We start from the raw sequence: 22,824 nt of genomic DNA on the forward strand, positions 1-22,824 counted from the left end.
TTACTGCTCCAACAGATCGGTTTTCTGCAACAGGTCGGGCGACAGGTCGGGGGTCTTTTTGACCTCGGCATCCTTGACCCGTTTCTCGATCTCGGCCTCGACGCGCTGGCGGCGGATCTGCATGACCAGCTGGTCGCGGATTTCTTCCAGCCTGGGGGCCTCTTTGGCGCGGCTGTCCATCAGCTTGATCACATGCCAGCCGAACTGGGTCTGGATCGGGCCTGAAATATCGCCCGGTTTCATAGCCGCGACGGCATCGCCAAATTCCCGGACCATGCTGTCGGTGGTGAACCAGCCCAGATCGCCGCCATTCGGACCGGTCGGGCCGGTCGATTTTTCGCGGGCAAGCTGTGCGAAATCGTCGCCCTTATCGGCCAGCGCCCGCACGGCCTTTGCGGCCTCTTCGGTTTCCAGCAGGATATGCGCGGCGTGATATTCCGTCTGCGGCGCATCGGCGGTGAAGGTCTGGTCATACAGGGCCTTGACCTCGGCCTCGGTGGGTTCGGGGGCAGCCACCTTTTCCAGCGCGGTCGAGGAAAAATACGCCCGGCGGTCAAGCTGCATCGCGGCCGTGTCGCGCGCGGTGATGTGCTTTTCACCCTGCTGCGCAACCGCGGCCTGACGGGTCAGCTGGTCCAGCAGCATGTCCCACAGCGCCTGATCGGGCAGGTTCGCGGCCTGTTCGCCCATGCCGTCCTTCATCAACAGCATCTGGCCAAGGGTGATGTTTTCGCCATTCACGGTGGCAACGACCGTTCCGGCATCCTGCGCCATGGCAGGCAGCGCCAGAAGGGCACCAAAGGCAGTGGCGGAAAGCAGCGATTTCAGCATGATCGGTCCTGTATGTCGGCCCGGCCACGGCGTCGTGACAGGGTGCAAGCGTTGACAGTCTGGCGGGCGAGGCATACATCCGGCCCAACCGGAAAGGCGCGCCCGCCCCATATCTTCAGGCTTTTGATAGGCAAGGCGGACGGTTCGGGCAAGTGGCCCGACGACCACGCGCTTTCACCAGAACGCGACCGCCTTTGTTTGGGATGCTCTATGCTTGGATTTGGTAAACTGGCGAAAAAGGTTTTTGGCACCCCCAATGACCGCAAAATCAAGGCGACCCGCCCGCTTGTGGCGCAGATCAACGCGCTTGAACCCGACTATCAGTCGAAAACCGATGACGAGCTGATCGCCAAAACGCGCGAACTGCAACAGCGCGCCCAAGGCGGCGAAAGCCTGGACAAGCTGTTGCCCGAAGCCTTTGCCAACTGTCGCGAGGCTGCGCGCCGGGCGCTGGGGCTGCGGGCCTTTGACACCCAGCTGATGGGCGGCATCTTTCTGCATCAGGGCAATATCGCGGAAATGAAAACCGGCGAGGGCAAGACCCTTGTCGCCACCTTCCCCGCCTATCTGAACGCGCTGGCCGGGCGCGGCGTGCATGTGGTCACGGTCAACGACTATCTGGCCAAGCGCGACGCCGAATGGATGAGCAAGGTCTTTGCCGCGCTGGGAATGACCACCGGGGTCGTCTATCCGCAACAGCCCGACGCGGAAAAGCGCGACGCCTATGCCGCCGATGTCACCTATGCGACAAATAACGAACTGGGGTTCGATTATCTGCGCGACAATATGAAGGGCAGCATTGAGGAAATGGTCCAGCGCGACCATTTCTTTGCCATCGTCGACGAGGTCGACAGCATCCTGATCGACGAGGCCCGGACCCCGCTGATCATTTCCGGCCCCTCGCAGGACCGGAGCGAGCTGTATCGCACGCTGGATGCCTTCATGCCCGACCTGACCGAGGCGCATTACAAGGTCGACGAAAAAACCCGCAACGCCACCTTCACCGAAGAGGGCAACGAGGTTCTGGAACAGCGCCTGTCCGAGGCCGGCATCCTGCCCGAGGGGCAGACCCTGTATGACCCCGAAAGCACCACCATCGTGCATCACGCCAATCAGGCACTGCGGGCGCATAAGCTGTTCCACCGCGACCAGAACTATATCGTCAAGGATGGCGAAGTGGTGCTGATCGACGAATTCACCGGTCGGATGATGGCCGGTCGCCGCCTGTCAGACGGGCTGCATCAGGCCATAGAGGCCAAGGAAAATGTCGAGATCCAGCCCGAAAACGTGACGCTGGCCTCGGTCACGTTCCAGAACTATTTCCGCCTTTACGACACGCTGTCGGGCATGACCGGCACCGCCGCCACCGAGGCCGAGGAATTCGCCGAGATCTATAAGCTGGGTGTGGTCGAGGTGCCAACCAACCGCCCGATCCAACGCATCGACGAACATGACCGCGTCTATCGCAGCGCGGCCGAGAAGTATCAGGCCGTGCTGGAGGCCATCCAGGAGGCCCACGCCAAGGGCCAGCCGATGCTGGTCGGCACCACCAGCATCGAAAAATCCGAGATGCTTTCGGCCATGCTGACGCAGGCGGGCATTCCCCATAACGTCCTGAACGCCCGCCAGCACGAGGCCGAGGCCCAGATCGTCGCGGATGCCGGCAAGCTTGGGGCGGTGACCATCGCCACCAACATGGCCGGGCGCGGCACCGATATTCAGCTTGGCGGCAATGTCGAGATGAAGGTGATGGAGGCGCTGGCCGCCGACCCCGAGGCCGACCCCGACGCCCTGCGCCAGCGGATCGAGGCCGAACATGCCGACGAAAAACAGCGCGTTCTGGACGCGGGCGGTTTGTTCGTTCTGGCCACTGAACGCCACGAAAGCCGCCGCATCGACAACCAGTTGCGCGGGCGATCCGGCCGTCAGGGCGATCCGGGGCGGTCGCTGTTCTTCCTGTCGCTGGAAGACGACCTGATGCGGATCTTTGGCTCGGACCGGCTGGACGCGGTGCTGTCCAGGCTGGGGATGAAGGAAGGCGAGGCCATCGTTCACCCTTGGGTCAACAAGTCGCTGGAACGCGCGCAGGCCAAGGTCGAGGGCCGCAATTTTGACATCCGCAAGCAGTTGCTGAAATTCGACGATGTGATGAATGACCAGCGCAAGGCGGTTTTCAGCCAGCGCCGCGAGATCATGGATTCCGACGAGGTCGAAGAGGTCGCCCGCGACATGCGCCTGCAAGTCATCGACGATCTGGTCGACCAGTATATGCCGCCTAAGACCTATGCCGAACAATGGGATACGGATGGCGCCAAACAGGCCGTGGCCGACCGGCTGAACATGATCCTGCCGATGGACGACTGGGCCGCCGAGGATGGCGTCGATCAGGATGTCCTGCGCGAACGGCTGGAAGAAGCCACGGATAAATACATGGCCGACAAGGCACAGGCTTTCGGCCCCGAAAACATGCGCCAGATCGAAAAGCAGGTTCTGTTGCAGATGATCGACCAGAAATGGCGCGAGCATCTGGTGACGCTGGAACATCTGCGCAGCGTCGTCGGTTTCCGCGGCTATGCCCAACGCGACCCGCTGTCGGAATACAAGACCGAGGCGTTCCAGCTGTTCGAAAACCTGCTGGACAGCCTGCGCGGTGATGTCACCCAGCGTCTGGCGCAGATCCGCCCGCTGACCGACGAGGAGCGCGAGGACATGATGCGCCAGTATCAGGCGCAGCAACAGGCCACCCAGGCCGCCATGCAGCCCGAACATGAAGAGGCCGAAGGCGGCGAAGCCACGGGCCGTGTGGCGGGGTTTGACGAAAACGACCCCACGACCTGGGGCAACCCGTCGCGCAACGACCCCTGCCCCTGTGGATCCGGGCTGAAGTTCAAACATTGCCACGGCCGTTTCGCCTGATCGGGCGATTACGGTTGACCCGAACCGACCGGATGCGTTCACGCGCATCCGGTTTTTTTATGGGGAAGGGAAGGGAGGGCTTTCTGCCCTCCCTCTGGCCTGCGGCCATTCACCCAGCCGAGGATATTTGGGCCAAGCTGAAAGTTTTTGAAAAAATGTGCAGCGGTTTACCTGATTTTAACCGGTGATGGCGTAAACCCCGGATGTGGGCGCAGTGTTAACGCAACAGGAACGGGGGCAGGCCATGTAAAGATCGGGACGGTTAGGACATCGCGCGGTGGCTGGTGGCTGGTGGCTGGTGGCTGGTGGCTGGTGGCTGGTGGCTGGTGGCTGGTGGCTGGTGAATATTTTGCGGGCCGTCAGGGTTGCAAGGCTGGGGGCAGCGGCAGCCCTTTCGGGGCGTTTATTCCGGCATCAGCATATAGCCGGCGCCACGAACGGTTTGCAGGAATCGCGGTTCGCGCGGGTCGGGTTCGATCTTGCGGCGCAGGCGGGTGATCTGAACGTCGATGGCGCGTTCTGACTGGTCGCCACCATCATCGCCGCCCCGGCCCAGATGCTCGATCAGGGCCAGACGGCTGACGGGCTCGCCTGCGGTTTCGGCCAGTCGGCGCAGCAATGCGGCCTCGGTTCCGGTCAGGCGCAGGGGGGTATCGCCCTGCCACAGCTCGCCCTTGCTGGTGTCATAGCGCATGGCCCCAAGGCTGAGGTATTTTGGCCCGATCGGGTCGGGCTGGGGCACCCGGCGCAGGATGGCCGCGATGCGCAGCAGCAGTTCGCGCGGTTCAAAGGGCTTGGGCAGGTAATCGTCGGCGCCGCTTTCCAGCCCTTCGATCCGGTCACCGGTTTCGCCACGCGCGGTCAGCAGCAGAATCGGGGTGTCGATGCGCTGGCGCAGATCGCGGGTCAGGCTGAAGCCATCCTCGCCGGGCATCATGACGTCCAGCACGATCAGGTCAAAGGCCAGCCCCGACAGCAAGCGCCGGGCCTGTGCCGCATCGCGCGCACTGGTCACCATATAGCCGTGGCGGGTCAGGAATTTGCCCAGCAACGCGCGGATGCGTTCGTCGTCATCGACCACCAGCAGGTGGCTGGCGCTTTCCGCAACGCTGTCGGCGGGTGCGGGGCCGGGGGTGCCCGGAATGTCGGTGTCAGAGGCGGCGGGGTCAGTCATGGCGGGTCCGTCAGCTGATTTCGGGCAAGTCCTTCATTGCCTGATACTGCCGCCGCATCTCGGGGTCCATCATCGCTTCCAGCACTTGCCGGAAGCCGGCGACGGCCTGCGGACCGGCGCTGCGATAGGCGGCGCGCATCCGCGCGCGCTGCGCCTCGGACAGGCGGCGTTCCAATGCGTCGCCTTTTTCGGTCAGGCGCAATTCACGCTCGCGCCGGTCGCGGCGCCCGACGCGGCTGTCGACCAGCCCGTCCTCGATCAGGGCGCGCAGCACGCGGTTCAGCGATTGCTTGGTCACCCCCAGCACCGACAGCAGGGTGGTCACGGTCAGGCCGGGATCACGGTGGATGAAATGCAGCGCGCGGTGATGGGCGCGGCCGTAACCCAGTTCCTGCAAGATCGCATCGGGGTCGGCGGTGAAGGCGCGATAGGCAAAGAACATCGCCTCGATCCCGCGGCGCAGCTGATCGTCGGTCAGGAACAGCAGGCTTTCACCAGTCGGCAGGTTCGGGCGGGGGACGGCCATGCGGATTCCTTTCTGCGGCTTTGCACCGTTACTATGGCAGAGTTATTGACTTTCCAAGAATGGATTGATAGCCGAAAAGCCAAGTTACGCAACTTTCTGTATCAACAGCAGGCAGGACGCGCAACAATCTGAAACACAAGGAGGCGCAGATGGCAGGCGCATATGATGACCGCGACGGCAAGATCTGGATGGATGGCAGGCTGGTGGACTGGCGCGATGCCAATGTCCACATCCTGACCCATGCCCTGCATTACGCCAGCAGCGTCTTCGAGGGCGAGCGGTGTTACGCCGGCAAGATCTTCAAATCGCGCGAACATTCCCAGCGCCTGATTGATTCGGCGGCGATGCTGGACATGCCGCTGCCCTATAGCGTCGACCAGATTGAAGAGGCCAAGCGCGCAGTGCTGGCGGCCAACGGGTTCGAGGACGCCTATGTCCGCGTGGTGGCGTGGCGCGGCTCGGGCGAGGATATGGGCGTTTCGGCCAAGCGTAACCCGGTGCGCATGGCCGTCGCGGCCTGGGAATGGGGCGCCTATTACGGCGATGCCAAATGGCAGGGCGCCAAGCTGGACATCAGCAAATGGAAGCGCCCCAGCCCCGAAACCATCCCCTCGCAGGCCAAGGCGGCGGGGCTGTATATGATCTGCACCATGTCCAAACACGCCGCCGAGGCCAAGGGCTGTTCCGACGCGCTGTTCATGGACTGGCGCGGCTATGTGGCCGAGGCGACCGGCGCCAACATCTTTTTCCTGAAGGACGGCGTTATCCACACCCCCATCGCGGACGCGATTCTGAACGGCATCACCCGCCAGACCGTTATCGCCATGGCGCGCGAAATGGGGCTTGAAGTCATCGAACGCCGCATCCTGCCCGAGGAACTGGCCGATTTCGACGAATGCTTCCTGACCGGCACCGCAGCCGAGGTCACGCCGGTCGGCCAGATCGGTGATTTCACCTTTACCGTGGGGGAAATCACCCGCAAGATTTCGGACAATTACGAGGCGCTGGTGCGGGCCTGAAACGGCGCCCACACCGGATGAGAGACAAGAAGGGGCGGTTCAGACCGCCCCTTTTGCGTCGTTTTCCCGACCTGAGCGGGCAGGCGCGGCCCCCCGCGCGCGCCGGATCAGGCCTTGTCGCCGCGATCAATGCGCAGATATTCCTGCATTTTGCGATTGCCTTCGCCCCGCTCATGCGGGCGTTTGGTCAGTTCGTCAACGGCGGGGTGGGTGCCGTCCTGACGGTCCTGTTCGGTATAGTTGCGCACCCGGCCATCGCCGGTTTCATGTGCATGATCAAGCGGTTCTTTGGCCATGACATCCCCCTTGTCGCTGTGGTTGGCACAGGGGTAACGCGCCAGCGCGTCATTGGGTTCAGGCCGGTATCGGGGTCAGGCGAATGGCCCTGTCAGGCCGCCTTGACCCCCTGCCCCGTGGTCAGCACGGCATGAAGGGCCGTGGGGTCGGTATTGGCCCGCAGCTTTTCGCGCAATTCCGCATCGCGCAAGGTCCGCGACACCAGCGCCAGCGCCTTGAGGTGATCGACGCCGCCGCTTTTGGGGGCCAGCAGCGCGAAGATCAGGTCGACCGGCTGGCGGTCCACGGCGTCGAAATCCAGCGGCTTGTCCAGCCGGATGAACAGCCCGACCACCGAATCCAGCCCATGCAGGCGGGCATGGGGCAGCGCCACGCCATGACCGACCCCGGTCGGCCCAAGGCTTTCGCGTTCCTGCAACGCATCCAGCGTGTCCGAGACATCCAGCCCGTATTGCGCCTGGGCCATTTCGGCCAGTTCCTGCAACATACGTTTCTTGCTGGACATCTGCGAAACGGTGCGCACGGCACCGTGGCTGAGAATATCGCTGATCTGCATATCTTCGGCTATCCCTCGCCACGGCCGGGCTGACCGACCGTGGCAAACGGCCGCAAAGATTGCGGCGCTTATTTCAGACTGCGGGGGTCGATCCAGCCGACATTGCCGTCTTCACGGCGATGCACGACATTGACCCCGCCATGTTTCTCGTTGCGGAAGACCAGCAGCGGGACGCCGGCCAATTCCATTTGCATCACCGCATCGCCCACCGACAGGGTGGGCACACGGGTTTCCATTTCCGCGATGATGATGGGTTGCAAATCGCCATCCTGCGATTCCCAGGCATCCTCGTCAGCGGGCAGCACATACATGTCTGCGGCGCCATATTCAACCGGTGCCTTGCGGTCGCTGTGATGGTCTTTCAGCCGCCGCTTGTAACGGCGCAGCTGTTTGTCCATCTTTTCGCGGCAGGCGTCGAAGGCGGCGTAAATCTCGGTCGCTTGTCCCTTGGCCTGAACGGTCAGGCCGGTGGACAGATGCACGGTCGCCTCGCACAGGAACTTGTGCGCATCGCGGGAAAAGATGACGGTCGCGTCGGTCGGACGCTGCGCGTATTTGGCTATGGTTTCATCCAGTTCGCTTTTGACGTGACTGGTCAGGGCGTCGCCGATGTCGATCTGTTTTCCGCTGATCTGATAGCGCATTTTATGTCCTTTCGGTTGCCCGATCGGCCCACGCACCGTGCCGGCGAGGGGCCGGTCAGAGAGGTGTCGCCCCCGCCCCGATGACGCACCGGAACAGGGCCGTATAACCATTTGGGAACATTGCGCCGCGACTGTCAACGGGCGTCAGCCCATCGTGAACTGGTCGCCCAGATAAACCTGACGCACCTGCGAATCAGCGACGATTTCCGCCGTGGTGCCGGACTTGATGACATGGCCGTCATGCAGGATATAGGCGCGGTCGACGATGCCCAATGTCTCGCGCACATTATGGTCGGTGATCAGCACCCCGATGCCGCGCGATTTCAGGTCATGGACCAGTTCGCGGATCTCGGCCACGGCGATCGGGTCGACCCCGGCAAAGGGTTCGTCCAGCAGCAGGTATTTCGGGTCCGAGGCCAGACAGCGCGCAATCTCGGCCCGGCGGCGTTCGCCGCCCGACAGGGCCATGGCCGGGGCGTTGCGCAGGTGGCCGATGGAAAAATCACCCAGCAATTCCTCAAGCCGTTCATTGCGGCGGTGGCGATCGCGGGTGCTGACCTCCAGCACGGCCATGATGTTCTGTTCCACCGTCAGGCCGCGAAAGATCGACATTTCCTGTGGCAGGTAACCGATGCCCATCTGCGCGCGGCGATACATCGGCAGGTTACTGGCATTCTGCCCGTCAATCGACACCACCCCCGCATCCGGGCGCACCAGCCCGGCAATGCCGTAAAAACAGGTGGTCTTGCCCGACCCGTTCGGCCCCATCAGGGCCACCACCTCGCCCCTGGCAAGGTCCAGCGAGACATCGCGAATCACCAGCCGGCTGCGATAGGATTTGCGCATCCCCCGCACCGACAGCCCCTGCGCCAGTGGCGGTTGCAGCCCGCCCATCAGTTGCCGCCCGGTTGCAGGACCGAGCGCACCCGGCCATCGACCCGCGCGCTGCCCTGTGCCAGATCGACGGTCATGCGGTTGCCCGACAGCACGTTCTGGCCCTGCGCCATGACCACATCGCCGGTCAGGGTGATGATGCCGGTTTCGACCTCGTACACGGCCTCGGCGGCCTCGGCGGCGTCGGGGCCGCTGACCAGCGTCACATTGCCGCTGGCGTGCAGGCGGGCGATCTTGCGGCGGTCACCGGGGACATATTCGACCACCACCTTTTGCGCGCCAAGCCGCATGTCGCCCTGCCCGATCACCACATTGCCGCTGAACACCGCATGGCCGGTTTTCTGGTCGACCTGAAGGCTGTCGGCGGACAGGTCCACCGGCGCTTTGGTGTCGGCGGTCATGGCGCCGAACGCCGTGGTCTGGGCCGCAGCCGGCAGGGCACAGGGGGCAGCGATGGCAAGACAGAACAGCGCGGCGCGGAACATGAACGGTCCTTTCAGCGGGCACCCGCAGGCCGGGCGCCGGTTCGTTTCAGGGGCGATATATCAAATGAACGCCGCCGGTTAAATCCAGAACCGCCTGACCATCGGCATCGCGGCGCAGCTGCATCTGGCCGGCCTCGACCCGGCCCAAAGGCCCGGTTCCCCGCACCCCGCCATCGGCGGTGATCAGGCTGTGATCGGTGGATGCCGACAGCGTGTCGCTGTCCAGCCGCCAGCCATTGCTGGTCTGCATCCGCACACCGCCCGTCAGCCCGATCAGGCCGTCGCGCATCTGTGCCGCAGGCGCGGTCAGGTCAGCCGACAGCCCGTCAGGGCTTTGCCAGTTCAGCACCACCTCTGACGCGGCGCCGCCCCCGGCCCCCGGCGTGGCCTGTTCAGCCGACAGCGCCACCATGGCGCCGTCGCTGGTGACGCTGGAAAAATGCGGGCCGCGGATCTGGGCATCGCCCTGCATGGCATCGCGGCGCACATCGGCATAAGGCAGCCCACCATCGCCCCCCGGCTGGCGGGCCAGCAGGAACAGCGTCGACAACAGCGCCAGCGCCGCCAGCGGCAGCAGCACCTTCAGCAAGGCCACGACGCGTGACCGCAGCATCGCCTTAAACCATCCCCGCCCGCAGGCAGTCATGGATATGCAGGATACCGCGCGGCTGGCCGTCATCGACCACGAACAGGCAGGTGATCTTGCGGTCCTGCATCTGCGCCAGCGCGGCCTCGGCCAACTGATCGGCGGTGATGGTGCGCGGCGCCGGGGTCATCACCTGCGCGGCCTGCTGGTCCAGCAGCCCGGTCATGTGACGTCGCAGGTCGCCATCGGTGATAATGCCGACCAGCCGCCCGTCCGGCCCGGTCACGCCGGTCACGCCAAAGCCCTTCTGGCTGATGGTCAGCAGGGCCTCGGACATGGGGGCGTCTTGGGCCACCAGCGGCATGTCGCCATGCATCAGGTCGCCCACCCGCGCCAGCCGCGCCCCCAGCTTGCCGCCGGGGTGGAAGGTGCGGAAATGGTCGGGGGTGAATTTGCGATGCTCCATCAGGGCCACGGCCAGCGCATCGCCAAGCGCCAGCGTCATCGTGGTCGAGGTCGTCGGCACGATCCCCGAGCCACAGGCCTCGGGGGCGGCGGGCAGCAGCAGCGCCACGTCCGATTGCCGCAAAAGGGTCGAGCCATCGCGCCCCGCCACCCCGACCAGCGGGATCGAGAAGCGCCGCGTATGTGCGACGATATCGGCAATCTCGGGGGTTTCGCCGCTGTTGGACAGCACCAGCGCCACGTCGCCCTGCGTCACCATGCCAAGGTCGCCATGGCTGGCCTCGCCGGGGTGGACGAATTGCGCGGGCGTGCCGGTGCTGGCCAGCGTCGCGGCGATCTTGCGCCCGATATGGCCGGATTTGCCCATGCCCGACACGATCACCCGGCCCTTTGCGGCCAGAATCAGGTCAACGGCGCGGTCGAATTCGGGGCCAAGCCGGTCAGCCAGCAGGTCAAGCGCCTGGGCTTCGGTGCGGATCACGCGGCGGGCGGTGTCGATGTAACTGGTCATAAGCGCAACCTAGTGCCGGAAAATGTCGTTTTCATCCCCCCAGCCCATCAGGTCCAGATGGGCACGGGCAGGCAGAAAGTCGAAACAGGCCTGCGCCAGACCCATCCGCCCCTCGCGTTCAAGGCGCTTTTCCAGTTCGGCCTTCAGGCGGTGCAGGTGCAGCACGTCGCTGGCGGCATATTCCAGCTGCGCGTCCGACAGATCCGCCGCGCCCCAGTCGCTGGTCTGCTGCTGCTTGGAAATATCGACCCCGACCAGTTCGTTCAGCAGGTATTTCAGCCCGTGCCGGTCGGTAAAGGTGCGCACCATCTTGGACGCGATCTTGGTGCACCAGACCGGCGCCGTCACCGCGCCAAAGGTGCTTTCCAGCGCGGCAATGTCGAAACGGCCGAAATGGAACAGCTTCAGCACCGCCGGGTCGGTCAGCATCCGCACCAGATTGGGCGCGCTGGTCTGGCCGCGCGCGATCTGGACCAGATGCGCCTCGCCATCGCCGGCGGACATCTGGACAAGGCACAGCCGGTCGCGGCGCGGGTCAAGGCCCATCGTCTCGGTGTCGATGGCGACGACGGGGCCAAGGTCCAGCCCGTCGGGCAGGTCGTTCTGATAAAGATGGATGGTCATGAAACACCCCTGTGATGCGGTTATGCGCGGCATAAATCACCCGCACTGTGTTTTCCAGACCACAGCAGCGGCAAAACCGTCTTTACAAGGAACGATCCTGCGGGGATTTTTGTTGCAAAGCCAACGCTTGCCCCATGCCACAGGAAGGAACCCGCCATGAAATCCCGCCCGTTTAACCGCCTGTCCGCCCGCGCGCCGCTGGCGCTGGGTGCCGTCGCTGCCGCCACCCTGCTGGCCGCGTGCGAGCCGGTGCCACCGCAAAGCCCCGCCAACGGCCTGCCGCTTGAGGGGGACTGGCGCGTTGCCAGCATCGGCGGCATTGCCACCGTGGACCCCAACGCCACCCGCGTCAGCTTTACCGACAGCGCGGTGTCGGGGGTTCTGGGTTGTAACCAGTTCAGCGGCACCTATACCATGGCCGGCAATGTCATCACCATCAGCCCGCTGGCGGTTACCCAGATGGCCTGTGGTGGCAAGCTGGACCGTCAGGAACAGCGCGGCCTTGACCTGATGGGCCAGTCGATGGGCGTCGTCGCCCGCAGCGCCAACCAGATGGTGCTGTCCGGTCCCGCCGGCCAGTCGTTCCTGCTGGAAAAACAGGCCGCGCCCGCCCGCAAGTGACCCTGCCCGCAAGTGACCGGGCATCCGCGTCTCGACACTGGAAAAACACATCGGGGCGGCCATGCGGTCGCCCCTTTTTCATTGCCGCCGAAACGGATGAAATGCTGGAATTTCAGGGGCCTGCCGCAAAAACAAAAACCCCCGGCCGAAGCCGGGGGTTTTTTGGTGCCCAGGAGAGGACTCGAACCTCCACGTCTTGCGACACACGGACCTGAACCGTGCGCGTCTACCAATTCCGCCACCTGGGCAGGCCGCGTGAGGGGGGTTACTAAGGCCAGTTCAGGGGGGCGTCAACAGCTATTTTCGAAAAAATCATCCGGCCCGCGATTTTTTTCGCAACCGCAGAACCGGACCGTCAGGCGGGCGCGGCACCGGCGCGCTTGCCCGCAGGCGCGTCGCGCGCTATCACGCAGCAGAATAAGGCGGTTTTCGGACCGCGCACGCCTTTGCGGGGATGATGTCATGGCAAAACTGGTCACCATCTATGGGGGTTCGGGCTTTCTGGGGCGGCAGATCGCGCGCCTGATGGCCGCGAAGGGCTGGCGCGTGCGCGTCGCCGTGCGCCGCCCGGACGAGGCGCTGTTCGTGCGCACCTATGGCGCCGTCGGTCAGGTCCAGCCGGTGCCCTGCAATATCCGCGACGACCTGTCGGTGCGCGCGGCCATGGCCGGGGCGGATGCGGTGATCAACTGTGTCGGTATTCTGGTGCGCGAGGGCAGGAACCGGTTCGACGCGGTTCAGCATGACGGTGCCGCCCGCATCGCGCGGCTGGCAGCCGAAACCGGGGTGGATCATTTCGTCCATGTCTCGGCCATCGGCGCCGACCCTGACAGCGACAGCGCCTATGCCGCCAGCAAGGGCAAGGGCGAGGGCGAGGTTCTGCGCCACCGCCCCGACGCCGTGATCCTGCGGCCCTCGGTCATGTTCGGCAATGGCGATGGCAGCTATAACCGTTTTGCCGGGCTGACCCGCTTTGGCCCGCTGATGTCGATTGCCGGGGGCAATACCCGGATGCAGCCCGTCTTTGTCGAGGATGTCGCCGCCGCCGCCGTCATGGGCGCCGAAGGCACAGCCCCCGCCGGGATCTATGAACTGGGTGGTCCCGACGTGCTGACCGTGCGCGAAATGGTCGCTCAGGTGCTGGAGGTGACGCGCAAGCGCCGGGGCGTCATCAACCTGCCGTTCTGGATGGCCGGTCTTGTCGGCGGGGCGTTCGACCTTGTGCAGACGCTGACCGGCGGGCTGTTGACCAACCGGGTGCTGACCCGCGATCAGGTGCGCCTGCTGCGCCACGACAATGTGGTGGCTGATGGCGCGCGCGGCTTTGACGCGCTGGGGATCGTGCCGACCTCGGCCATGGCGGTGATCCCGCAATATCTGTGGCGGTTCCGGCATGGCGGTCAGTATGACGACATCATGGCCTCGGCCCGGAACCTGCGCCCGCACTGACGCCGCCAAAGGATCAGCCCCTTGCCCTATCTGAATGATGTTATCCTCGGGGTGATCGAGGGTATTACCGAATTTCTGCCCATTTCCAGCACCGGCCACCTGTTGCTGGCGGAACAATGGCTGGGGGCGCGGTCCGACACCTATAACATTGTCATTCAGGCCGGGGCGATTCTGGCCGTGACGCTGATCTATTGGCGGCGGCTGGTGGATCTGGCACTTGGCTGGAACCAGCCGGAAAACCGCGATTACCTGATCAAGCTGCTGGCCGCCTTTGGCATTACCGCCGTGCTGGGGCTGGTGGTCAAGAAACTGGGTTTCGAACTGCCCGAGACCGTGACCCCCATCGCATGGGCGCTGGTGATTGGCGGGGTGTGGATGATCGCCGCCGAATCGCTGGCGGCGCGGCTGCCCGATTCCACACGCATCACATGGCAGGTGGTGATCGCCGTCGGTATCGCCCAGATCGTCGCCGGCATTTTTCCCGGCACCTCGCGGTCGGGTGCCACGATCTTTGCCGCGATGCTGCTTGGCACCTCGAACCGGGCGGCGGCGACCGAATTCGCGTTTCTGGTCGGCATCCCCACCATGTATGCCGCCAGCGCCTATTCGCTGTTGAAACACAGCAGCAATGTCGACGAGGACTGGACCGCGCTGGGGATCGCCTTTGCGGTGTCAACCGTGACGGCCTTTATCGCGGTGAAATGGCTGCTTGGCTTTATCCGGTCGAACCGGTTCACCGTCTTCGCCGTCTATCGCATCGTATTTGGCCTGCTGCTGTTGGGTCTTGCCTGGAAAGGGCTGGTGGTCTGAGGGCCAGCGCAGCAAGGGTTTTCGGCAATATAGGTAACAATAACTGTCCTAGTTTTTCAGTCAGGATGCCGAAAATCATCGTCAGGCCGCGAAAAACTTAAATAAAGGTCAGCATTGCTGTCTTTTAACCCCGGACACGCTGCGATATGCCAGCGATGAACGATTTTGGGGGTGCGCAGCCATGGCCACGCAAAAAATGCTGAAATTCGTCACGATCGACCGCCAGATGCCGGAAAAACGGCAGGCCGATGAACGTGCCGGGGATTTCCATGAAATCTATCGCGAATTCGCCGCCGAAAAGGCCCGCGAACAGGCCAGCCGGTGCAGCCAGTGCGGCGTGCCCTATTGCCAGTCGCATTGCCCGCTGCACAACAACATCCCCGACTGGCTGCGCCTGACCGCCGAGGGCCGCACCGAAGAGGCCTATCGCCGCAGTCAGGAAACCAACACTTTCCCCGAAATCTGTGGCCGCATCTGCCCGCAGGACCGCCTGTGCGAGGGTAATTGCGTCATCGAACAGTCGGGCCACGGCACCGTCACCATCGGCGCCATCGAAAAATACATCACCGACACCGCGTGGGAACAGGGCTGGGTCCAGCCTGTCAGACCCGCGGTGGAACGCAGCGAATCGGTCGGCATTATCGGCGCCGGTCCGGGCGGGCTGGCCGCCGCGGACCGTTTGCGGCGGATGGGGTTTCAGGTCACCGTCTATGACCGCCACGACCGGGCGGGCGGGTTGCTGATCTATGGCATTCCCGGTTTCAAGCTGGAAAAGGACGTGGTCGAACGCCGCAACCGCCAGCTGGAGGAAAGCGGCGTCGAATTCGTGCTGAACGCCAATGTCGGAGAGGATATTTCCTTCGACGCCATTCGCGGCAAACATGACGCGGTGCTGATCGCCACCGGCGTTTATAAAACCCGCGATCTGGATATCGACAATGCCAGCGCCAATGGCGCGGTGCGCGCGCTGGATTACCTGACCGCCAGCAACCGCGTCGATCTGGGCGATGATGTGCCCGATTACGAGGATGGCGAACTGAACGCCGCCGGCAAGCGCGTCGTCGTCATCGGCGGCGGCGACACCGCGATGGATTGCGTGCGCACCGCCATCCGTCAGGGCGCAACCAGCGTGAAATGCCTGTATCGCCGCGACCGCGCGAATATGCCGGGCAGCCAGCGCGAGGTTCAGAACGCCGAGGAAGAGGGCGTCGAATTCGTCTGGCTGTCCGCCCCCGGTGGCTTTGTCGGGCATGTGCCGGGCATCGCGGGTGCCGCGCAGGAAGCCGACATGGGCGGCACCGAACAGCCCGCCATCAGCGCCGTGCGGGTCCAGAAAATGCGCCTTGGCGCACCCGATGTGTCGGGGCGTCAGTCGCCCGAACTGATCGAGGGGGCCGATTACGACGAACCGGCCGAACTGGTCATCAAGGCGCTGGGGTTCGAACCCGAAGACCTGCCAAAATTATGGGGTGTCGACGGGCTGGAGGTTACGCGCTGGGGCACCATCAAGGCCGATTTCAACACCCATATGACCAGCCTTCCGGGCGTGTTCGCGGTGGGCGATATCGTGCGCGGCGCCTCGCTGGTGGTCTGGGCCATCCGTGACGGTCGCGAGGCCGCTGACCAGATCTCGACCTGGCTGACCGGCGCGGACCGTATCGCGGCGCAATGATGGCACGCGCGGCGTTCATCCTTGCGCTGTGCCTGCTGGCCGGGCCGGGGCTGGCCGGGGGGCGCTTTGCCCCGCCGGCGGGCTGTGTGCTGGATATGACGGTGCAAAACCACGGCTGCACCGTCACCCAGCACCTGCGCTGCGACAGCGACGCACCCGGCGACCGGCGCAGTGTCAGCTTTGACCGTCAGGGCCGCGTCTATGACGACCATATCGACGCCGAAACCCGCTGGCTGGACAGCACCGACGCGCAGGGCCTGACCGAAACCCTGCTGCCAGGCGCCGCCGATGACGCCTCGTTTTCGACGCTGATCGCGACCGGCCATGACAGTTTCGACTTCTGGACCGAGCTGGGGGACGGGACGCGCATCCGCTATCGCGGCAGCGACCGCCTGACCGGGCAGGATGTGACCATTGACGGGGTGACGCTGGCGCGCACACAGTTCCGGCTGACCGCGCAGGACGCAAACGGCGCGGTGCTGTTTCAGCACCATGGCGGCCAATATGTCAGCCGCGCGATGGGCCGCTTTTTCGGCGGGTCCGAGGTGTTTGACGATGGCACCGGCCAGCCGCAGCGCTTTGACCACAGCCCCGCCCGCTTTGATTTTCCGGACGAGCCGGGGTTCGGCTCGACCACACCTGAATATGACTGCGACATGATCATGGCGCAGCACAGCGACAGAAAGGCCACGCTATGAAGGATTGGCAAGCCAGCGAAGAAGCCCGCCGCGACTGGATGGCGGAACACAGCCTGTATCGCAAGGATGACGAACACGCATCCTGCGGCGTGGGTCTGGTCGTCAGCATCGACGGCAAGCCGTCGCGCAAGGTGGTCCAGAACGGCATCGACGCGCTGAAGGCGATCTGGCATCGCGGCGCGGTGGATGCCGATGGCAAGACCGGCGATGGCGCGGGCATTCACGTCCAGATCCCGGTGCCGTTCTTTTACGACCAGATCCGCCGCACCGGGCACGAGCCGGACACGGCCAAGCTGATCGCCGTGGGTCAGGTGTTCCTGCCGCGCACCAATTTCGCCGCGCAGGAAAGCTGCCGGACCATCGTGGAATCCGAGGTTCTGCGCATGGGCCATTACATCTATGGCTGGCGCCACGTTCCGGTGAACACCGCGGTTCTGGGGGAAAAGGCCAATGCCACCCGCCCCGAGATCGAGCAGATCCTGATCCGCTGTGAAAAGGATATCGACGCCGAAGCGTTCGAGCGCGAGCTGTATATCATCCGCCGCCGCATCGAAAAGGCCGCCACCGCCGCGCAGGCCGGGCCGCTGTATTTCGCCAGCCTGTCGTGCCGCAGCATCATCTATAAGGGCATGATGCTGGCCGAACAGGTGGCCGAATTCTATCCCGACCTGAAGGACGACCGCTTCCAGTCGGCTTTCGCCATCTATCACCAGCGTTATTCGACCAACACCTTCCCGGAATGGTGGCTGGCACAGCCCTTCCGCATGTTGGCCCATAACGGCGAAATCAACACCCTGAAAGGCAACCTGAACTGGCTGAAAAGCCACGAGATCCGCATGGCCTCGTCCGCGTTCGGGGAACTGGCCGAGGAAATCAAGCCCATCGTCCCCGGCGGGTCCAGCGACAGTGCCGCACTGGATGCCGTGTTCGAGGTCATGGTCCGGTCAGGCCGCAACGCGCCGATGACCAAGACCATGCTGGTCCCCGAGGCATGGTCCAAGGCCACCACTGACATGCCGCAGAAATGGGCGGATATGTATGCCTATTGCAACTCGGTCATGGAACCGTGGGACGGGCCTGCCGCGCTGGCGATGACCGATGGCCGCTGGGTTTGCGGCGGGCTGGACCGCAACGGCCTGCGCCCGATGCGCTATGTGGTGACGACCGACGGGTTGCTGATCGCCGGGTCCGAGGCCGGGATGGTCCCGGTCGAGGAAGCCACCATCCGCGAAAAAGGCGCGTTGGGTCCGGGGCAGCTGATCGCCGTCGATATGGTCGAGGCCCGGCTGTATCACGACACCGAAATCAAGGACCAGCTGGCCGCCAGCCAGCCCTTTGGCGACTGGCTGGAAAAGATCGTCAGGCTGAACGACCTGATGGCCGATGTGCCCGAACGCGTGAACCTGACCGGCGAGGATCTGCGCCGCCGTCAGATCGCCGCCGGCTATTCCATCGAGGATCTGGAAAACGTCCTGTCCCCCATGGCCGAGGACGGCAAGGAAGCGCTGGCCAGCATGGGCGACGACACGCCATCGGCGGTTTTGTCGAACCAATACCGGCCGCTGTCGCATTTCTTCCGCCAGAATTTCAGCCAGGTCACCAACCCGCCCATCGACAGCCTGCGCGAAAGCCGGGTGATGTCGCTGAACACGCGGTTCGGCAACCTGAAGAACGTGCTGGACGTGTCCAGCGCGCAGACCGAAATTTTGCTGCTGGAATCGCCCTTTGTCGCGAATGGCGAATTCGGCAAGCTGATGGAACAGTTCGGGCCGAATGTGACGGTCATCGACTGCACCTTTGACAATGATGCCGGCCCCGAGGCGCTGGGTCAGGCGCTGGCCCGCATCCGCGCCGAGGCCGAGGATGCCGTGCGGTCCGGCGCCGGTCACATCGTGCTGACGGATCAGGAACAAAACCCCGACCGCATCGCCATGCCGATGATTCTGGCCACCAGCGCGGTGCACAGCTGGCTGACCCGCAAGGGCCTGCGCACCTTCTGTTCGATCAATGTGCGGTCCGCCGAATGCATCGACCCGCATTATTTCGCGGTGCTGATCGGCTGTGGCGCGACCACGGTGAACCCCTATCTGGCGCAGGACAGCATTGCCGACCGCATTGAACGCGGGTTGCTGACCGGTTCGCTGGTTGACAACATGCGCCGCTATCGCGAGGCGGTGGATCAGGGCCTGCTGAAGATCATGGCCAAGATGGGCATTTCGGTGCTGTCATCCTATCGCGGCGGCCTGAACTTCGAGGCGGTGGGCCTGTCGCGGGCCATGGTCGCGGAATATTTCCCCGGTATGCACTCGCGCATTTCCGGCATCGGCCTGCACGGCATCCAGCACAAGCTGGAGGATATTCACGCCAAGGGCTTTGCCGAGGATGCCGACCTGCTGCCGGTGGGCGGCTTTTACAAGCTGCGCCGCTCGGGCGAGAAACACGCCTGGGAAGCCAACACCATGCGGCTGCTGCAACTGGCCTGCGAAAAAGCCAGCTTTGACGTGTGGAAGCAATATTCCAAGGCGATGCGGTCGAACCCGCCGATCCACATCCGCGACCTGCTGGACATCAAGCCGCTTGGCAAGCCGGTGCCCATCGAAGAGGTGGAATCCATCACCAGCATCCGCAAGCGGTTCGTGACGCCGGGCATGTCGCTGGGGGCGCTGTCCCCCGAGGCGCATATGACCCTGAACATCGCCATGAACCGCATCGGCGCGAAATCTGACAGCGGCGAGGGCGGCGAAGACCCGGCGCATCAGAACCCCTTCCCCAATGGCGACAACCCCTGCGCCAAGATCAAGCAGGTGGCATCGGGCCGGTTCGGGGTGACGGCGGAATACCTGAATTCGTGCGAAGAGCTGGAAATCAAGGTGGCGCAGGGCGCCAAACCCGGCGAGGGCGGCCAGTTGCCCGGCATGAAGGTCACCGACCTGATCGCCCGTCTGCGCCATTCGACCAAGGGCGTGACCCTGATTTCGCCGCCGCCGCATCACGATATTTACAGCATCGAGGATCTGGCGCAGCTGATCTATGACCTGAAACAGATCAACCCGCGCGCCAAGATCACCGTCAAACTGGTGGCGTCGTCGGGCGTGGGCACCATTGCGGCGGGGGTGGCCAAGGCCAAGGCCGATATCATCCTGATTTCGGGCCACAACGGCGGCACCGGGGCCAGCCCGGCGACATCCATCAAATTCGCGGGCCTGCCTTGGGAAATGGGCCTGACCGAGGCGCATCAGGTGCTGGCGATGAACCGCCTGCGCGAACGTGTGACCCTGCGCACCGATGGGGGCCTGCGCACCGGGCGCGATATCGTCATGGCCGCGATGATGGGCGCCGAGGAATACGGCATCGGCACCGCCGCGCTGATCGCGATGGGCTGTATCATGGTGCGCCAGTGCCAGTCGAATACCTGCCCCGTGGGTGTGTGCACGCAGGATGAAAAGCTGCGCGCCATGTTCAACGGCAGCGCCGACAAGGTGGTGAACCTGATCACCTTCTATGCCCAGGAAGTGCGCGAAATTCTGGCCGGCATCGGCGCGCGTTCGCTGGACGAGGTGATCGGCCGCGCCGATCTGCTGACGCAGGTCAGCCGTGGCGCCGCGCATCTGGACGATCTGGACCTGAACCCGCTGCTGATCACCGTCGATGGCTGGGACAAGATCGTCTATGACCGGTCCAAGCCGCGCAACGCCGTGATGGACACGCTGGACGCCGAGATCATCCGCGACGCGGAACGCTTTTTCAGCGATGGCGAAAAGATGCAGCTGTCCTATGCTGTGCGCAACACCCAGCGCACCGTCGGCACGCGCACCAGTTCGATGATCGTGCAGACCTTCGGGATGCGCAACAAGCTGCAGGCCGACCACCTGACGGTGCGTCTGACCGGCAGCGCGGGTCAGTCGCTGGGGGCCTTTGCCGCGCCGGGGCTGAAGATCGAAGTCTCGGGCGATGCCAATGACTATGTCGGCAAGGGGTTGTCGGGCGGCACCATCACCGTGCGCCCGCCGATGATCTCGCCGCTGGTGGCCGCCGATAACACCATCATCGGCAACACGGTCCTGTATGGCGCGACCAATGGCTTTTTGTTTGCCGCGGGCCGCGCCGGGGAACGCTTTGCGGTGCGCAACAGCGGCGCGAAAGTGGTGATCGAGGGCTGCGGCACCAATGGCTGCGAATATATGACCGGCGGTGTGGCGGTGATCCTTGGCCGCATCGGCGCCAATTTTGGCGCAGGCATGACCGGGGGCATGGCCTATCTGTATGACCCCGAGGGGGTGGCAGGCGATTACATCAACATGGAATCGCTGGTCACCTGCGCGGTCACCCACCCCCATTGGGAGGCCGAGCTGAAAACCCTGATCGAACGTCACCACACCGAGACCGGCAGCCGCCGCGCCGCCGAAATCTTGCAGAACTGGGCCGAGGAAAAGGCGCATTTCCTGCAAGTCTGCCCGCGCGAGATGCTGCCGCATTTGAAGCATCCGCTGGCCGAAACCGGCGATCTGGCGGCGATGCCGGCACAGTGATGGCCGCGCCGATCTGACCATGGAACCCGGCCCCGCGTGGCCGGGTTTCCTTTTGCAACGCCGGGCACAAAGCCCGCGCAGGGCGAAAGGAGTATCCCCATGTCCGATCTTCTGGTGATGGCTTTCGACGACGAGGCCACCGGGTTCGAGGTCCGCACCGAACTGGTGAAAATGCAAAAGGAATACCTGCTGGAGATGGAGGACGCCGTCGTCGTCACCCGCCCCGGTGCCGAGGATATTCAGCTGCACCAGTCGATGAACCTGACCGCCGCCGGTGCGCTTGGCGGTGGTTTCTGGGGCACGCTGGTGGGGCTTTTGTTCCTGAACCCGCTGGTCGGCGCGGCGGTCGGGGCCGGTTCCGGCGCGCTGGCCGGGTGGCTGACCGATTACGGGATTAACGATGATTTCATGAAAGAGGTCGGACAGAAAGTCACCCCCGGCGGGTCGGCGGTGTTCATTCTGGTGCGCAAGATGACCGCCGATAAGGTGCTGGAACGGCTGAAGGCGTATGGCCATCATGGCCGGGTGATCCAGACCTCGCTGTCGGATGCCGACGAGGCCCGCCTGCGCGAGGCGCTGGCCGGCAAGGGCGCCGCGATGCTGGCCGACACCCCGGCCGAGGCCCCCTCGGACGTGCCGCAGGTGACCATCCCCAAGGGTTGACGCGCCCCCTGCCCCCTTGACCTGCGCGGGCGGTCCTGACACCACCCGCGCATGGACCCGCATTCGCAACCCCCTGCACCCAAGCGCGAAACCCGCCCCGGCGGCGCGCTGTTGCGGCGCGCGGTGCGGGCGGTGTGGCGCCGGGTGATGTGGGTGCTGTGGCGGCTGATGGCGGTGATGCTGGCGCTGGTGGCGATTTTCGCCTTCATCAACCCGCCCACCACCTGGACCATCATGTCCGAGACCCGTGCCCATCCCGGCATTGACCGCGTCTGGGTGCCGGCGGACCGGATCGCGCCGGTCATGCTGCGCGCCGTGGTCGCCGCCGAGGATGCCAATTTCTGCCGCCACTGGGGTTTCGACATGTCCGAGATCCGCAAGGTCATCGCCAGCGGCTCGAACCGGGGGGCCTCGACCCTGACCCAGCAGACGGCCAAGAACGTGTTTTTGTGGCAGGGCCGCAGCTGGCCGCGCAAGTTTCTGGAAACCCTGTGGACCCCGATGATCGAGGCGCTGTGGTCCAAGCGCCGCATTGTCGAGGTTTATCTGAATGTCGCGGAATTCGGCCCCGGCGTGATGGGCGTCGGCGCTGCCGCGCGGTATTATTTCGACACCACCCCTGACCGGCTGACCGCGATGCAGGCCGCGCGGCTGGCGGCGGCCCTGCCCGCGCCCAAGGCGCGCGACCCGCGCAGCCGCGCCGTGGCGGGCCGCGCCCGTGCCATTGCCGATGGTGCCGCCACCATTGCCCGCGATGGCCGCGACGATTGCCTGCGCCCCTGAACCGGGGCTGCAATCGTGGCCACCAGCGGTTGAAACCGGTCGCGCAGGCGCGTATCACCGCCCCCATTCCC

Annotated in this window: 21 protein-coding genes and 1 tRNA gene; 10 read left to right on the plus strand and 12 right to left on the minus strand. The window is 64.4% G+C overall.

Annotated features, from left to right (window positions below; translation table 11 throughout):
• A complete protein-coding gene (locus tag ACFXP9_RS05510; RefSeq protein WP_397206547.1) occupies positions 1 to 831 on the minus strand; it encodes a foldase protein PrsA in 831 nt (276 codons plus the stop codon).
• Positions 832 to 1,041: 210 nt separating this feature from the next.
• On the opposite strand from ACFXP9_RS05510, the gene secA reads away from it, so the two are divergent.
• The gene (secA, locus tag ACFXP9_RS05515; RefSeq protein ID WP_397206549.1) at positions 1,042 to 3,747 is read left to right on the plus strand and encodes a preprotein translocase subunit SecA; all 2,706 of its coding nucleotides are present in this window, start codon (positions 1,042 to 1,044) and stop codon (positions 3,745 to 3,747) included.
• A gap of 403 nt (positions 3,748 to 4,150) precedes the next feature.
• Here the strand turns inward: secA and ACFXP9_RS05520 are convergent, their stop codons facing one another.
• Positions 4,151 to 4,921, minus strand: coding sequence for a response regulator (locus ACFXP9_RS05520; protein WP_397206551.1), 771 nt, complete (start codon positions 4,919 to 4,921; stop codon positions 4,151 to 4,153).
• Positions 4,922 to 4,931: 10 nt separating this feature from the next.
• Positions 4,932 to 5,447 (minus strand): MarR family winged helix-turn-helix transcriptional regulator, encoded by a 516-nt coding sequence (locus ACFXP9_RS05525; RefSeq protein WP_397206553.1) that lies wholly within the window; start codon positions 5,445 to 5,447, stop codon positions 4,932 to 4,934.
• A gap of 149 nt (positions 5,448 to 5,596) precedes the next feature.
• On the opposite strand from ACFXP9_RS05525, the gene ACFXP9_RS05530 reads away from it, so the two are divergent.
• Complete coding sequence (locus ACFXP9_RS05530; RefSeq protein WP_397206555.1) at positions 5,597 to 6,466, plus strand: branched-chain amino acid aminotransferase; 870 nt, start codon at positions 5,597 to 5,599, stop codon at positions 6,464 to 6,466.
• A gap of 107 nt (positions 6,467 to 6,573) precedes the next feature.
• On the opposite strand, the gene ACFXP9_RS05535 is transcribed toward ACFXP9_RS05530, so the two are convergent.
• The 8 genes from ACFXP9_RS05535 to ACFXP9_RS05570 all read right to left on the minus strand — a co-directional run bounded on the left by ACFXP9_RS05535 (position 6,574) and on the right by ACFXP9_RS05570 (position 11,528).
• Positions 6,574 to 6,762, minus strand: a complete 189-nt coding sequence (locus tag ACFXP9_RS05535) for a hypothetical protein (RefSeq protein ID WP_397206557.1) — start codon at positions 6,760 to 6,762, stop codon at positions 6,574 to 6,576.
• A 92-nt stretch (positions 6,763 to 6,854) separates the two neighbouring features.
• Positions 6,855 to 7,319 carry a PTS sugar transporter subunit IIA gene (locus tag ACFXP9_RS05540; protein ID WP_397206559.1) on the minus strand — a complete coding sequence of 155 codons (465 nt, stop codon included), beginning with the start codon at positions 7,317 to 7,319 and terminating at the stop codon, positions 6,855 to 6,857.
• A gap of 68 nt (positions 7,320 to 7,387) precedes the next feature.
• Positions 7,388 to 7,963 (minus strand): ribosome hibernation-promoting factor, HPF/YfiA family, encoded by a 576-nt coding sequence (hpf, locus tag ACFXP9_RS05545; protein WP_397206561.1) that lies wholly within the window; start codon positions 7,961 to 7,963, stop codon positions 7,388 to 7,390.
• Positions 7,964 to 8,107: 144 nt separating this feature from the next.
• Positions 8,108 to 8,857 carry an LPS export ABC transporter ATP-binding protein gene (gene lptB, locus ACFXP9_RS05550; protein ID WP_397206563.1) on the minus strand — a complete coding sequence of 250 codons (750 nt, stop codon included), beginning with the start codon at positions 8,855 to 8,857 and terminating at the stop codon, positions 8,108 to 8,110.
• Positions 8,857 to 9,342 carry a lipopolysaccharide transport periplasmic protein LptA gene (gene lptA, locus ACFXP9_RS05555; RefSeq protein ID WP_397206565.1) on the minus strand — a complete coding sequence of 162 codons (486 nt, stop codon included), beginning with the start codon at positions 9,340 to 9,342 and terminating at the stop codon, positions 8,857 to 8,859. The genes lptB and lptA overlap by 1 nt, the downstream gene beginning before the upstream one ends.
• A 46-nt stretch (positions 9,343 to 9,388) precedes the next feature.
• Entirely contained in the window at positions 9,389 to 9,955 is a 567-nt protein-coding gene (locus ACFXP9_RS05560; protein WP_397206567.1) for a hypothetical protein, read from the minus strand.
• 4 nt (positions 9,956 to 9,959) lie between these two features.
• The gene (locus ACFXP9_RS05565) at positions 9,960 to 10,904 is read right to left on the minus strand and encodes a KpsF/GutQ family sugar-phosphate isomerase (RefSeq protein ID WP_397206569.1); all 945 of its coding nucleotides are present in this window, start codon (positions 10,902 to 10,904) and stop codon (positions 9,960 to 9,962) included.
• Between the two features lie 9 nt (positions 10,905 to 10,913).
• Entirely contained in the window at positions 10,914 to 11,528 is a 615-nt protein-coding gene (locus tag ACFXP9_RS05570) for a ribonuclease D (protein ID WP_397206571.1), read from the minus strand.
• Positions 11,529 to 11,684: 156 nt separating this feature from the next.
• Between ACFXP9_RS05570 and ACFXP9_RS05575 the strand changes: the two genes are divergently transcribed.
• Positions 11,685 to 12,149: an META domain-containing protein gene (locus ACFXP9_RS05575; RefSeq protein ID WP_397206573.1), complete on the plus strand. Its 465-nt coding sequence runs from the start codon at positions 11,685 to 11,687 to the stop codon at positions 12,147 to 12,149.
• Between the two features lie 163 nt (positions 12,150 to 12,312).
• On the opposite strand, the gene ACFXP9_RS05580 is transcribed toward ACFXP9_RS05575, so the two are convergent.
• A tRNA-Leu gene (locus tag ACFXP9_RS05580) sits at positions 12,313 to 12,397 on the minus strand.
• Between the two features lie 214 nt (positions 12,398 to 12,611).
• Here ACFXP9_RS05580 and ACFXP9_RS05585 point away from each other — a divergent pair.
• The 7 genes from ACFXP9_RS05585 to mtgA all read left to right on the plus strand — a co-directional run bounded on the left by ACFXP9_RS05585 (position 12,612) and on the right by mtgA (position 22,753).
• Positions 12,612 to 13,598: a complex I NDUFA9 subunit family protein gene (locus tag ACFXP9_RS05585; RefSeq protein ID WP_397206575.1), complete on the plus strand. Its 987-nt coding sequence runs from the start codon at positions 12,612 to 12,614 to the stop codon at positions 13,596 to 13,598.
• Positions 13,599 to 13,619: 21 nt separating this feature from the next.
• Positions 13,620 to 14,408 (plus strand): undecaprenyl-diphosphate phosphatase, encoded by a 789-nt coding sequence (locus ACFXP9_RS05590; protein WP_397206577.1) that lies wholly within the window; start codon positions 13,620 to 13,622, stop codon positions 14,406 to 14,408.
• A gap of 181 nt (positions 14,409 to 14,589) precedes the next feature.
• Entirely contained in the window at positions 14,590 to 16,080 is a 1,491-nt protein-coding gene (locus ACFXP9_RS05595; RefSeq protein WP_397206579.1) for an NAD(P)-dependent oxidoreductase, read from the plus strand.
• A complete protein-coding gene (locus ACFXP9_RS05600) occupies positions 16,080 to 16,778 on the plus strand; it encodes a hypothetical protein (protein ID WP_397206581.1) in 699 nt (232 codons plus the stop codon). Before ACFXP9_RS05595 ends, ACFXP9_RS05600 begins: the two co-directional genes overlap by 1 nt.
• A complete protein-coding gene (gene gltB / locus ACFXP9_RS05605) occupies positions 16,775 to 21,307 on the plus strand; it encodes a glutamate synthase large subunit (protein WP_397206583.1) in 4,533 nt (1,510 codons plus the stop codon). The genes ACFXP9_RS05600 and gltB overlap by 4 nt, the downstream gene beginning before the upstream one ends.
• 99 nt (positions 21,308 to 21,406) lie before the next feature.
• Positions 21,407 to 21,970, plus strand: coding sequence for a DUF1269 domain-containing protein (locus ACFXP9_RS05610; protein ID WP_397206585.1), 564 nt, complete (start codon positions 21,407 to 21,409; stop codon positions 21,968 to 21,970).
• Positions 21,971 to 22,021: 51 nt separating this feature from the next.
• Positions 22,022 to 22,753 (plus strand): monofunctional biosynthetic peptidoglycan transglycosylase, encoded by a 732-nt coding sequence (gene mtgA, locus ACFXP9_RS05615; RefSeq protein WP_397206587.1) that lies wholly within the window; start codon positions 22,022 to 22,024, stop codon positions 22,751 to 22,753.
• Positions 22,754 to 22,824 lie beyond the last annotated feature (71 nt).

This window comes from Paracoccus jiaweipingae (assembly GCF_044335505.1).
Classification (GTDB): domain Bacteria; phylum Pseudomonadota; class Alphaproteobacteria; order Rhodobacterales; family Rhodobacteraceae; genus Paracoccus.